Annotated in this window: 11 protein-coding genes; 9 read left to right on the plus strand and 2 right to left on the minus strand. The window is 70.8% G+C overall.

All coding sequences use genetic code 11. The features are described from left to right. Positions 1 to 222: 222 nt before the first annotated feature. A complete protein-coding gene (gene serC / locus KUA19_RS41670; RefSeq protein WP_217405497.1) occupies positions 223 to 1,347 on the minus strand; it encodes a phosphoserine transaminase in 1,125 nt (374 codons plus the stop codon). A gap of 465 nt (positions 1,348 to 1,812) precedes the next feature. Beyond that, positions 1,813 to 2,916, minus strand: a complete 1,104-nt coding sequence (locus KUA19_RS41675) for a citrate synthase 2 (RefSeq protein WP_217405498.1) — start codon at positions 2,914 to 2,916, stop codon at positions 1,813 to 1,815. Positions 2,917 to 3,181: 265 nt separating this feature from the next. Between KUA19_RS41675 and pdxH the strand changes: the two genes are divergently transcribed. The 9 genes from pdxH to KUA19_RS41720 all read left to right on the plus strand — a co-directional run bounded on the left by pdxH (position 3,182) and on the right by KUA19_RS41720 (position 13,083). Next, the gene (gene pdxH / locus KUA19_RS41680) at positions 3,182 to 3,835 is read left to right on the plus strand and encodes a pyridoxamine 5'-phosphate oxidase (RefSeq protein WP_217405539.1); all 654 of its coding nucleotides are present in this window, start codon (positions 3,182 to 3,184) and stop codon (positions 3,833 to 3,835) included. A 25-nt stretch (positions 3,836 to 3,860) separates the two neighbouring features. Next, positions 3,861 to 4,781, plus strand: coding sequence for an aldose 1-epimerase family protein (locus KUA19_RS41685; protein WP_217405500.1), 921 nt, complete (start codon positions 3,861 to 3,863; stop codon positions 4,779 to 4,781). After that, positions 4,782 to 5,417 carry a nitroreductase family protein gene (locus KUA19_RS41690; RefSeq protein WP_217405502.1) on the plus strand — a complete coding sequence of 212 codons (636 nt, stop codon included), beginning with the start codon at positions 4,782 to 4,784 and terminating at the stop codon, positions 5,415 to 5,417. 38 nt (positions 5,418 to 5,455) lie between these two features. Then, the gene (locus tag KUA19_RS41695) at positions 5,456 to 5,749 is read left to right on the plus strand and encodes a type II toxin-antitoxin system VapB family antitoxin (RefSeq protein ID WP_212834051.1); all 294 of its coding nucleotides are present in this window, start codon (positions 5,456 to 5,458) and stop codon (positions 5,747 to 5,749) included. Positions 5,750 to 5,826: 77 nt separating this feature from the next. Further along, complete coding sequence (locus KUA19_RS41700) at positions 5,827 to 6,987, plus strand: acyl-CoA dehydrogenase family protein (RefSeq protein ID WP_217405541.1); 1,161 nt, start codon at positions 5,827 to 5,829, stop codon at positions 6,985 to 6,987. 84 nt (positions 6,988 to 7,071) lie between these two features. Continuing rightward, on the plus strand, positions 7,072 to 7,857 hold the full coding sequence (locus tag KUA19_RS41705; RefSeq protein WP_217405504.1) for a DUF4230 domain-containing protein: 786 nt from the start codon (positions 7,072 to 7,074) through the stop codon (positions 7,855 to 7,857). A 96-nt stretch (positions 7,858 to 7,953) separates the two neighbouring features. After that, entirely contained in the window at positions 7,954 to 9,312 is a 1,359-nt protein-coding gene (locus KUA19_RS41710) for an L-serine ammonia-lyase (protein ID WP_217405506.1), read from the plus strand. Between the two features lie 65 nt (positions 9,313 to 9,377). Further along, positions 9,378 to 11,558 (plus strand): bifunctional glycosyltransferase/CDP-glycerol:glycerophosphate glycerophosphotransferase, encoded by a 2,181-nt coding sequence (locus tag KUA19_RS41715; protein ID WP_308167952.1) that lies wholly within the window; start codon positions 9,378 to 9,380, stop codon positions 11,556 to 11,558. A 220-nt stretch (positions 11,559 to 11,778) separates the two neighbouring features. Beyond that, on the plus strand, positions 11,779 to 13,083 hold the full coding sequence (locus KUA19_RS41720) for an ABC transporter ATP-binding protein (protein ID WP_217405509.1): 1,305 nt from the start codon (positions 11,779 to 11,781) through the stop codon (positions 13,081 to 13,083).

The following is a 13,083-nucleotide window of genomic DNA, read 5'->3' on the forward strand; positions in this document are numbered from 1 at the left end:
CCACACCGACCGGCGGCGGCACGATCTTTCAGTAGGACTCAACGTCCAGGAAACGGGAGTGCTCGTCTGCCGGTGGCTACCTACCCACCAGGAGTCTGCCGGATGGCCTACTCCCAGAACTCATTAGAAACGCGAGAATCTGTCCGGTAGCGACGTCGGCCGATACGCGAGAAGCGCGGGTGCCCGTTCGGGCGCCCGCGCTTCATCCGCGTTGAGCTGCTGTTACAGCTGGTCGATCACGTAGTCGATGCTGGCGGTCAGCGCCTGCACATCGGCTGGGTCGATGGCCGGGTACAGCGCGATGCGCAGCTGGTTGCGGCCGAGCTTGCGGTACGGCTCGGTGTCGACGACGCCGTTGGCGCGCAGCGTCTTGGCGATCGCCGCGGCGTCGATGCTGTCAGCGAAGTCGATCGTGGCGACCACGTTGGAGCGCAGCCCCGGGTCGGTCACGAACGGGGTCGCCACCGGCGACTTCTCCGCCCAGCGGTACAGGATCTCGGCGCTCTCGGCGGTGCGCTGGGTCGCCCAGGCCAGGCCGCCCTGCGCGTTCATCCAGTCGGTCTGCTCGGCGGCCAGGAAGACCGTGGCCAGCGCCGGGGTGTTCAGGGTCTGCTCCAGGCGCGAGTTCTCGATCGCGGTGACCAGGTCGAGGAAGGCCGGGATGTAGCGGCCGCCCGCCTTGATCTCCTCGGCGCGCGCGATCGCGGCCGGGGACAGGATCGCGATCCACAGGCCGCCGTCGGAGGCGAAGCACTTCTGCGGGGCGAAGTAGTAGACGTCGCTCTGGGTGAGGTCGACATCCAGACCGCCCGCAGCCGAGGTGGCGTCGTGCAGGACCAGCGCGCCCGGGTCAGCGCCGGCCACCCGCTGCACGGGCACGGCCACACCGGTCGACGTCTCGTTCTGCGGGATGCCGTACGCGTCCACGCCCTCCTCGGCGACCAGGAACGCCGCGCTGCCCGGCTCGCCCTTGTGCACGGTCGGCGCGCCCAGGAACGGGGCGTCCTTGACCGCCTTGGCGAACTTGGCGCCGAACTCGCCGAAGGTCGCGAACTGCGCCCTGTCCTTGATCAGCGAGAAGGTGGCGACCTCCCAGAACGCGGTGGTGCCGCCGTTGCCGATGATCACCTCGTAGCCGTCCGGCAGGCCGAAGAACTGGGCCAGGCCCTCACGGAAGCGGGCCACCTGGTTCTTCACCGTCTTCTGGCGGTGGGAGGTGCCGAGGAACGTGCCGGCGACCGAACTGAGCGCCGCTACCGCCTCGGGGCGGACCTTGGACGGACCGCAGCAGAAACGGCCGTCGGCGGGCAGGAGCTCAGCGGGAATGCGGATCGGCGTCTCGGCCATGACATCAGTCCTTCAGGCGTGTCAGAGAGTGCGAGATTAGAGCGGCGACGCTGCCGTATCACCCGGATTCTCCCACGTCAGGCGGCTGCCGCCGCCGCGCCGTCCCAGGGTTTGTCCGTGATGGTGCTCACCTGTCACCCCCGCCCGCTGTGATACTCCCGCCGCCTGCATTTGCTCTGCACCCACCGCCTTGCTCTGCACCCCCAGACGCAACCGCCGCCCAGCTTGCTCTGCACCCACGGCCCTGCGCTGAACCCACGGCCTTGCACTGCACCCACCGGCGCAACCGCTGCCGGGCTTTGCTCTGCACCCACGGCCTTGCTCTGCACCCACCGGTGCGGCTGCGATGCGTCCGCGGGTGCAGAGCAAGCGGGTGGGTGCAGAGCAAATGCGTTCGGGGGTACGTGGTGACAAAGCGCGAGCGCCCGCGCGGATCCCGCGCGGGCGCTCGTGAAGATCAGCGGATCAGGCGTGGCTGATGGCGCCCCAGCCCTCGACGTCGCTCGGCTTGCGGGTGCCGGGGCCGATGTACTTGGCCGACGGGCGGACGATGCGGCCCAGCTTCTTCTGCTCCAGGATGTGTGCGGACCAGCCGGCCACCCGGGCGCAGGTGAACATCGAGGTGAACATGTGCGCGGGCACCTCGGCGAAGTCCAGCACGACCGCCGACCAGAACTCGACGTTGGTCTCCAGCACCCGGTCGGGGCGGCGGGCGCGCAGCTCGGCCAGGGCCGCCTTCTCCAGCGCCTCGGCGACCTCGTAGCGGGTCGCGCCCAGCTCCTTGGCCGTACGCCGCAGCACGCGGGCGCGCGGGTCCTCGGCGCGGTAGACGCGGTGGCCGAAGCCCATCAGGCGCTCGCCCCGGTCCAGCACGCCCTTGACGTAGCCCTCGGCGTCGCCGGAGCGCTCGACGGCCTCGATCATGTGCAGCACCCGGGACGGGGCGCCGCCGTGCAGCGGGCCGGACAGGGCGCCGATGCCGGAGGAGATGCACGCCGCGGCGTCGGCGCCGGTGGAGGCGACGACCCGGGTGGTGAAGGTCGAGGCGTTCATGCCGTGCTCGGCGGCGGAGATGAAGTACGCGTCGACGGCCTTGACGTGGCGGGGGTCAGGCTCGCCGCGCCAGCGCTTCATGAAGCGCTCGACGATCGTCTGCGCCTTGTCGATCTCCTTCTGCGGCACGGCGGGCAGCCCCAGGCCGCGGGCCGACTGTGCGACGAACGACAGCGCGGTGACCGACACCCGGGCCAGGTCCTCGCGGGCCTGCTCGTCGGTGATGTCCAGCAGCTGGCCCAGGCCCCAGTACGGCGCGAGCATGGCGACGGCGGACTGCACGTCGACGCGGATGTCGCCGGAGTGCACCGGCACCGGGAACGGCTCGGCGGGCGGCAGGCCCGGCCCGAACTTGCCGTCGACCAGCAGCGCCCATACGTTGCCGAACGACACCTGGCCGATCAGGTCCTCGATGTCGACGCCCCGGTAGCGCAGCGAGCCGCCCTCCTTGTCAGGCTCGGCGATCTCGGTCTCGAAGGCGATCACGCCCTCCAGGCCCGGCTTGAAGTCGGACATCTGTGTACTCCCGGTCTGTGTGTCGCGGCAGGTTGCGCGGACCTGAGGTTTGGTTCAGTTCGAGCAACATCTTGCTACGGCGTTAACCGTTTGGCGACCCGCCACGGATGTGCTAGACGCGACATTCTCCGGTGTTTACAACGCGCGAACGGCGAATCCGCGCCGCGCCGGGCCGGGCGGGACATGTTTTCCGTCGCGGCCGGGGCTGGGTGAGGATGGTCGGGTGACTGAGCAGCCGTCGATCACGCACCCCGACCTCGCCCGGATGCGGCGCGAGTACGCCGAACCCGCCGAGCCCGGTCCCGCCGTACGCGCCGAGGGGCTGCTGGAGTCGCAGCTGGCCCCGGACTGGACCAACCAGTTCCGGCGCTGGTTCGGCGAGGCGGTGGCGGCGAGGTTGGTCGAGCCGAACGCGATGATCGTGGCGACGGCGTCGCCGGACGGCCGCCCGAGCAGCCGCACCGTGCTGCTCAAGGGGTACGACGAGCACGGGTTCGTGTTCTTCACCAACTACGACTCGCGCAAGGGCCGGGAGGCGCTGGCCAACCCGTACGCGAGCATCACCTTTCCGTGGTTCGCGATCGGGCGACAGGTGGTGGTGTGCGGGCGGATCACGCCGGTGGACCGCGACGAGAGCGACGAGTACTTCCACCTGCGCCCGCGCGGGGCGCAGCTCGGCGCCTGGGCCAGCACCCAGTCGTCGGTGCTGGCCGACCGGGCCGCGCTGGAGGAGGCGTACGCCCGCGCGGAGCAATCGTTCCCCGCCGACACGGAGGTGCCGCTGCCCGGTCACTGGGGCGGGCTGCGGGTCGAACCCGAGACGGTGGAGTTCTGGCAGGGACGGCCCAGCCGACTGCACGATCGGCTGCGCTACCGCCGGGTAGACGGCGAGTGGATCGTGGAACGTCTCGCTCCCTGACTCCGGCAATGTAAGGTGCGGGGTCGTGACCAACTTTCACCCGTCCGGCACCCAATGGACGATTGTGCACGGTGCGCAGACCGCCACCGTGGTCGAAGTCGGCGGTGGGCTGCGCGGATACGCGGTCGGCGGTGTGGACGTCCTCGACGGGTTCGGCGCGGACGAGCTGTGCCCCGCCGGCGCCGGTCAGACGCTGGCGCCCTGGCCCAACCGGGTCCGCGACGGCTACTACCGGTACGACGGCCACCCGCACCAGCTCTCGCTGACCGAACCGGCCCTGCACAACGCCATCCACGGCCTGGTGCACTGGCTGCCCTGGACCGCGGTCGAGCAGACCGAGGACGCCGTGACCGTTGAGTGCGTGCTGCACCCGCGCCCCGGCTATCCGTGGCAGCTGCGCCTGCGCACCGCGTACTCCCTCGACGACGCGGGACTGCGGATCAGCCACACCGTGGTCAACGAGGCGCCGACGGAGGCCCCGTTCGGGCTGGGCGTTCACCCGTACCTGCACATCCCGGGCGTCGCCGTGGACGACCTGGTGCTGCACATCCCCGCCCGCACCCGCCTGCTGGTCGACGGCCGGATGCTGCCGATCGGCGCGGCGAAGGTGGCCGGTGGCGAGTTCGACTTCACCGAGGCCCGGCGCCTGGGCGCGCTGGAGCTGGACACCGCGTTCGGTGACGTGATCCGCGAGGATGACGGCGGCTCGGCGGTCAGCATCACCGCCCCCGACGGGCGCGCCGTGCGGGTCTGGGCCGACGAGAACTTCGGCTGGTGGCAGCTGTTCACCTCGCACACGCTGACCGGTCCGCGGCACCGCCGCTCGATCGCGATCGAGCCGATGACCTGCCCGCCGGACGCGCTGCGCTCCGGCCGGGACCTGATCACCCTGGCCCCCAGCCAGCTGTGGGCGGGCACCTGGGGCATCACCGCGACGGCGGCGTAGATGGAGTTCGCCGACGTCGTCCGCCGTCGCCGGATGGTGCGCAACTATGACCCGGACCGGCCGGTGCCGCCCGAGGTGGTGGAGAAGCTGCTGCGCCACGCCACGCACGCGCCCTCGGCCGGGTTCTCGCAGGGCTGGGCCTTCCTGGTGCTGGAGACCCCGGAGGAGCGCGCGCGGTTCTGGGACGCGGCCACGCCCAAGACCGAGGTGTGGCGGCAGTGGCTGACCAACATGCGCAAGGCGCCGCTGCTGATCGTGCCGCTGTCGCACAAGGCGGCCTACCTGAGCCGGTACGCCGAGGCGGACAAGGGCTGGACGGATCAGGACGAGGCGCGCTGGCCGGTGCCGTACTGGCACATCGACACCGGGATGGCGTCGCTGCTGATGCTGCTCACGGCCGTGGACGAGGGCCTGGGCGCGTGCTTCTTCGGCGTGCCGCCGGAGCGGATCGACGCGTTCCGGGAGGCGTTCGGGGTGCCCGCGGAGTACACCCCGATCGGGGCGGTGAGCGTGGGCTACCGGGCTCCCGACCATCGGTCGAAGTCACTCAAGCGGGGGCGGCGCGGCCTCGACGATGTGGTGCACCGTGGAGCGTGGGGGAACACAGGCGCGCCGGAGGTCGCCTCCGGCGGTTAGTCTGGGCGCGGTCCTGGTCGGGTTGGGAGGGGAAGAACGTGATCTTCAAGGCGGTACGGGACGGTCGTCCGTACCCTGACCACGGCTACACCCTCAAGCAGTGGGCCGAGATCCCACCGCGCCCGATCTCGCTGAACCAGCTGGTCACCACCAAGTTGGAGATGGCGCTGGACCGGGTGCTGGCCGACGACTCGACCTTCTACGGCGACCTGTTCCCGCACGTCGTGGAGTGGAAGGGCGAGCTGTACCTGGAGGACGGCCTGCACCGCGCCCTGCGCGCGGCCCTGCAGCAGCGCCACCAGATCCACGTCCGGGTCCTGCAGCTCAGCTGACCGGCATGCCGGTTCGGCGACGGCGTCCTTCACCGGGGTGCTGACCCGCCGTTAAGGTGAGGCCCGTGACGACTCCCGTGCTGCCGCTGGACCTGCTCGACCTCGACGCCCTGCTCACCGACGAGGAGCGGGAGATCCGGGCGGTGGTGCGCCGCCTGGTCGACGACAAGGTGCGGCCGTACGTGGCGGGCTGGTACGAGACCGGCCACGCCCCCGTCCGCGAGCTGGCCCGCGACTTCGGCGCCCAGGGCCTGCTCGGCATGCACCTGACCGGCTACGGCTGCGCCGGGACCAGCGCGGTCGCGTACGGGCTGGCCTGCCTGGAGTTGGAGGCCGCCGACTCGGGTGTGCGCTCGCTGGTGAGCGTGCAGGGCTCGCTGGCCATGTTCGCGATCTGGAAGTACGGCTCGGCGGAGCAGAAGCAGCGCTGGCTGCCCGGCATGGCCAAGGGTGAGCTGATCGGCTGCTTCGGCCTGACCGAGCCCGACCACGGCTCCGACCCGGCCGGGATGGCCACCCGGGCCCGCCGCGACGGCTCGGACTGGGTGCTCGACGGCGGCAAGATGTGGATCACCAACGCGCCGCTCGCGGACGTGGCCGTGATCTGGGCCCGCACCGACGACGGCGTACGCGGGTTCGCCGTGCCGACCGACACGCCGGGATTCACCGCCCGGGAGATCACCGGCAAGCTGTCGCTGCGCGCCAGCGCCACCGGCGAGATCGTGCTCGACGGCGTACGGCTGCCCGCCGACGCCCAGCTGCCCGGCGCCGAGGGCCTGCGCGCCCCGCTGAGCTGCCTCACCGAGGCCCGCTACGGCATCGTCTGGGGCGCGATCGGGGCGGCCCGCGACTGCCTGCACACCGCGCTCGACTACGCCGTCCACCGCACCCAGTTCGGCAAGCCGATCGCGGCGTTCCAGTTGACCCAGGCCAAGCTCGCCGACATGGCGCTGGAGCTGCAGAAGGGCTGGCTGCTGGCGCTGCACCTGGGCCGCACCGCCGACCGGGGCGCGCTGCGTCCGGAGATGGTCAGCGCGGGCAAGCTCAACAACGTACGGGAGGCGATCGCGATCGCCCGGCAGTGCCGCACCATCCTGGGCGCCAACGGCGTCTCCGGCGAGTACCCGGTGCTGCGCCACGCCAACAACCTGGAGAGCGTGCTGACCTACGAGGGCACCTCGGAGATCCACCAGCTGGTGCTCGGCCAGCGGTTGACCGGCATCGCCGCGTTCGGCTGAGTCGTCTTCGAGATCAGGAGTGTCCCGTTGTCGGGGTGAGGTAATACCGTGGGTGTCACCACCGGAACTCAGCGGGAGGCTCACATGGGCGCCGACGAACCGACGCAGAACCTGCCCGAGTACTCACCGGGCCGAGCCAAGCCGACCGAGCCCCTGCCCACCCTGCGGGCCAAGGGCACGGACCCGGACGACGACCACGACCATGAGCACGAGCCGCCGCGACCGCGTCGGCGCTGGTTCCGCGGCATCCTGCTGACCTTCCTCGTGCTGGCCCTGGCCGGGATCGCGGTGGGCGGGCTCACCGTGGCCGGGCTCATCCCGAAGCTGCGCAACCCGTTCGCCGAGCAGGTGACCGACAAGAGCCAGCCGCCCGTGCTGCTGTCGATCAAGGATCTGAGCCGGTTCGTCGCGGCCGAGGGCAACTACGAGGTCATCGTCGACCTCAAGGAGGACCGCAAGTTCCTGCCCGACTGGCTGTACAACCAGCACACCCTGTTCGTGGCCGCCGGCACCGTCGAGGCGTACGTCGACTTCTCGCAGCTCACCGAGGCCCAGATCATCGACTCGGCCGACCACAAGACGGTGACGATCAACCTGCCCGCCCCGCAACTCGCCGCCCCCAACCTCGACCTGGACCGCAGCTACGTCTACGCCGAGGACCGGGGCCTGATCAACCGGGTGGGCGACTTCTTCGACGGCGACCCCAACCGCCAGCAGGAGACGATGCAGGCGGCCGAGGAGAAGCTGAAGAACGCCGCCCAGGGCAGCCAGCTCAAGGAGCGCGCCCAGGAGAACACCCGCAAGACGCTGGAAGGCCTGCTGCACTCGCTCGGCTACACCAACGTCACCATCACCTTCAACGACCTGTGACCCGATGAGCTGTGATCGGGCTCGCCCGAGGTAGGGGCGACCCCGGTCACAGCGCTATCGTTGCTCCGTCCGCTTCCAGCGTCGGAGGGTGTGTCGGTGATCAGCGTCTTCGACCTGTTCAAAATCGGTATCGGGCCGTCGAGCTCGCACACCGTGGGACCGATGCGGGCGGCACAGATCTTCGCGACCGGGCTGAAAGCCGACGGTCGGCTCAGTGAGGTGGTAATGGTCCGGGCCGAGCTGTTCGGCTCGCTGGGCGCGACCGGCCACGGCCACGGCAGCGACAAGGCGGTGCTGCTCGGGCTGGCCGGTGACGACCCGGAGACGGTGGACACCGCCACCGCCGACGAGCGGTTCCAGGCGATCAAGGCGGCCGGGCGGGTGAGCCTGCTCGGCATCGAGGACGCGGCGTTCGAGCTGACCCTGCACCGCCGCAAGGCGCTGCCCTACCACCCCAACGGCATGACCTTCGCCGCGTACGACGCCGACGGCGCCTGCGTGCGCGAGCGCACGTACTACTCGGTCGGCGGCGGGTTCGTGGTGGACGAGAACGCGGCCGGGGCCGACCGGATCAAGCCGGACGACACCCCGGTGCGCTACCCGTTCAAGACCGGCGCCCAGCTGCTGGCCCTGACCGAGCAGACCGGCCTGCGCATCAGCGACATCGTCCTGGCCAACGAGCTGTCCTGGCGCAGCGAGGCCGACGTGCGGTCGGGTCTGCTGCGCATCTGGCAGGTCATGCAGGACTGCGTTGAGGCGGGCTGCACCAACGAGGGCATCCTGCCGGGCGGGCTGAAGGTGCGCCGCCGCGCGGCAGAGCTGCGCCGGTCGCTGTCGCGCGAGCACTTCGCCACCGACCCGCTGCGGGTGATGGACTGGATCACCCTGTTCGCGCTGGCCGTGAACGAGGAGAACGCGGCGGGCGGCCGCGTGGTCACCGCCCCGACCAACGGCGCGGCGGGCATCGTCCCGGCGGTCATGCACTACTACTCGAAGTTCGTGCCGGGCGCCTCCGAGGACGGCATCGTGCGGTTCCTGCTGACCGCGGCCGCGATCGGCGTGCTGTTCAAGGAGAACGCCTCCATCTCCGGCGCCGAGGTCGGCTGCCAGGGCGAGGTCGGGTCGGCCTGCTCGATGGCGGCGGCCGGGCTGGCCGAGGTGCTGGGCGGGACCCCCGCGCAGGTCGAGAACGCGGCCGAGATCGCGATGGAGCACAACCTGGGTCTGACCTGCGACCCGGTCGGCGGCCTGGTGCAGATCCCGTGCATCGAGCGCAACGCGGTGGCCAGCGTCAAGGCGATCACCGCGTCGCGGATGGCGCTGCGCGGCGACGGCAACCACTTCGTGTCGCTGGACAAAGTCATCAAAACCATGCGCGAGACCGGCGCGGACATGAAAATCAAGTACAAGGAGACGGCGCGCGGGGGCCTGGCCGTCAACGTCATCGAATGCTGAGCCGTCCGGGCGGCTGATGCCGCCGCGCGCCCACGTCGGACGGGGCGCCAGTGACGGTCAGTGTTGTGTTGCCCGCCTATCGGGTGCAGGGGTACCTGCGGGAGTGTCTGGACTCGATCCTCGGGCAGCATGTCGCGGGCCTGGAGGTGATCGCGGTCGACGACGCCTCGCCGGACCACTGCGGCGACATCCTCGACGAGTACGCCGCGCGCGACCGCCGCCTGAAGGTGCTGCACCTGGAGCGGAACGTGGGGCTGGGGCGGGCGCGCAACGCCGGGCTGGCCCAGGCGACCGGCGACTACGTGTGGTTCGTCGACAGCGACGACGCGCTCGCGTCGGGGGCGCTGCCGCTGGTCAGCGAGGTGCTGCGGGATCGGCGGCCCGAGGTGCTGATGGTCGACTTCGAACGGTCGTACCCGATCGGCAGGCCTCGGCGCAGTGGGCTGCGCCGCCGCCTGGCCGCGGCGCCCGGCCCGGACGGCGCCGACATCCTGGCCCGGCCGGGGCTGCTGCGCACCATCCACACCGTCTGGAACAAGATTGTCAGCCGCGAGCTGCTGGAACGGCTCGACCTGAGCTTCGCCCCCGGCTGGTACGAGGACGTCTCCTGGACGTATCCGCTGCTCACCGGCGCCCGGCGCATCGTGGTGCTGGACCAGGTCTGCTACACCTACCGCCAGCGGCGCCAGGGCGCGATCACGCACACCCGCGACGCCCGGCACATGGACGTCTTCGACCACTGGGACCGGGCCTGGGACCTGATCGACGGCTACGGCGACCGGGTCGACCCGGTCCGGCCCATCGTGTTCGAGCAGATGATCCGGCACTGCATGCAGACGGTCGGCAACGAGCAGCGCCTGCCCGGCCACCTGCGCCGCGCCTCGTTCCTGCGTGCCGCCGACATGTTCGACCGCTACCTGCCGCCGGGCGGGTTCACCCCGCCGCCGGGCAAGGACGGCCTGCGCTACCGGCTGGTCGCGGCGCGCGCCTGGCACGCGTACGCGGCCCTGCGCACCTGCTACCGGGTGGAGCGGCGGGCCGCGCAGGCGGCGTCGGCGGCGACCGCGGGCTGGCGCCGGGTCTTCCCGCTACGCAAGCCCCAGGTCGGCCTGCTCGACCGCGCCTACTACCGGCTGCAGACCATGCTGCCGGTGCGAGAGAACCTCGCCGCCTACGCCTCGTACTGGTATCGCGGGGTGTCCTGCAATCCGGCCGCGATCCACAGCCGGGCCAGGGCCGTCGCGCCGCATGTGCACGGGGTCTGGGTGGTGCGCCCGCAGTCGGTCGCCGGGCTGCCGCCGGGCACGCCGCACGTGGTCGAGGGCAGCGCCGCCTACTACCGGCTCCTCGCGCGGGCCAAATACCTGGTCAACAACGTGAACTTCCCCGACTTCGTACGCAAGCGCAAGGGCCAGGTGCACCTGCAGACCCATCACGGCACGCCGGTGAAGACGATGGGCCTCGACGAGCAGCACTACCCGGCCGGCGAGCGGCACAACTTCCGCAGCCTGCTGCGCCGCAGCGACCGCTGGGACTTCAGCGTCAGCGCGAACGCGTTCAGCACCCAGGTGTGGGAGCGCGCCTATCCGTGCCCGTACGAGGCGCTGGAGACGGGCTACCCGCGCAACGACCGGCTGGCCCGAGCCGGGGCGGAGGACCGGGCCGTAGCACGGGCCGCGCTGGGCCTGGGACCGGACGAGACGGTGGCGCTGTACCTGCCGACGTTCCGGCCGCGGCCGATGACGCTGCCCCGGTTCGACCCGGCGGCGGTGACCGCGGCCCTGGGGCCGGACAGCCGCCTGCTGGCGCGGGGGCACTACCTGGCCGACGACACGTTCGGGCCGGGTGACCGGGTGCGCGACGTCTCGTCATACCCGGTGATCGAAGATCTTTATCTTGCCGCTGATCTGCTGATCAGTGACTACTCGTCGGGGATCTTCGACTTCGCGGTGCTGGACCGCCCGATCGTGCTCTACGTGCCGGACTGGGCCGACTACCGCAGGCTGCGCGGCGCGGTGCTCGACATCGTGGCACACGCCCCCGGCCCGGTGGCCCGCGACTTCTCAGAACTGGTCGAGGTGCTGGGCGGCGGCGGCTGGCGGGACGAGTCGCCACGCCGGGCGGTCTTTCGGGAAACTTTCTGCGCCTGGGAGGACGGGCACGCCGCCGAACGGGTCGTACGCAGGGTCTTTCTCGGCGAAACCGTGCAGGCACCGCGACCGTCGCCGATCTTCACGAGTTCCTGAGAGCGCTTTCCGGGCCCGCGCAGGTCAAGGCCGCTGCGGTCCGACCGGAGTGGACGGTGGAAGAGAATCGGCTGCTAGAACCCCTTGCTTTCAAACTCGGTGGCACCGGTAATAGATCTGTCACGGCGTGAACATGGAACGTTTACCCGATGGGAAGACGGGCTATTCTTCGCGAGAGTGTCCAGATTCGGGGCCGGAACGAGGGCAGCGGGAGGAGACGGTGACTACCGTCAATCTCAAAGACGTCACCAAGGTATTCCCTGACGGGACGGTGGCGGTCGACAACGTCAGCCTGGATGTGGCTGACGGTGAATTCATGGTGCTGCTGGGACCCTCGGGCTGCGGCAAGTCCACTGTGCTGAGAATGATCGCGGGTCTGGAGGACCCGACCAGCGGTGCCATCATGCTCGACAACCAACTGGCCAACCAGCTCCCGCCGCGGGACCGCCGGATCGCGATGGTCTTCCAGGACTTCGCGCTCTACCCGCACATGACCGTGGGCGAGAACATCGGCTTCCCACTGCGCCTGTCCGGCATCGAGCCGGAGCCGCGGGCCGAGCGGGTCGCCGACGTCGCCAGCGCGCTGGGCATCGGCGACGTGCTCGGGCGCAAGCCCAGCCAGCTCTCCGGCGGCCAGCGCCAGCGGGTGGCGATGGGTCGCGCCATCGTGCGCCGCCCCGGCCTCTTCCTCATGGACGAGCCGCTGTCCAACCTGGACAGCGGGCTGCGCGCCGAGCTGCGCGCCGAGATCTCCGGCCTGGTCCGTGAGCTGGGCGTCAGCACGGTCTACGTGACGCACGACCAGGCCGAGGCGCTGACCATGGCCGACCGGGTCGCCATCATGCGCAAGGGCGTGCTGCAGGACGTCGGCACCCCCACGCAGGTGTACGGCAAGCCGGCGACGCTCTACGTGGCCGCCTTCCTCGGCAGCCCGCGGATGAACCTGCTCGAGGCCTCGGTCTACGTGCACCTCGACCGCTACGTGCAGCTCAACCTGGGCGAGCAGTCGCTCTACCTCAAGTGGGACGACATCCGCGCCCGCGCGGTCTCCCACTTCCACGGCGAACGCATCGTCATCGGCGTACGCGCCGAGGCGCTGACGCCGGTCGCGCCCGACACGCCCGGCGACGTGCTGCAGGGCCGCATCCGGTACCTGGAGCACCACGGCCACGAGTCGCTGGCCTTCGTCGACATCGGCGCCACCGCGGTCGTGGTCGACGAGATCGGCCGCTCCGCCGCCGAGACGGAGGAGGGCGGGTCCCGCCTGCGCCGCTTCGGCCATGTCATCAACCGGATGAAGGGCCGCAGCACCGGCGCGACGACCTCGGTCGCCGAGCGGCCGTCGCAGCGCGAGAGCGTGCTGTCCGACCCGGGTCGCCACCACCGGCGGGCCGCCGAACTGGCGGTGCGGCTGGCGCCGTATCCGCAGATCGGGTCGGGGCATCCGCTGTCGATCGGCGTACGCATGGACGCGCTGCACTTCTTCGACGAGCGGGGCGACCGCATCGACGTCGGCTGGCGCTGA

This window comes from Catellatospora tritici (genome assembly GCF_019083965.1).
In the GTDB taxonomy this organism is placed as follows: domain Bacteria; phylum Actinomycetota; class Actinomycetes; order Mycobacteriales; family Micromonosporaceae; genus Catellatospora; species Catellatospora tritici.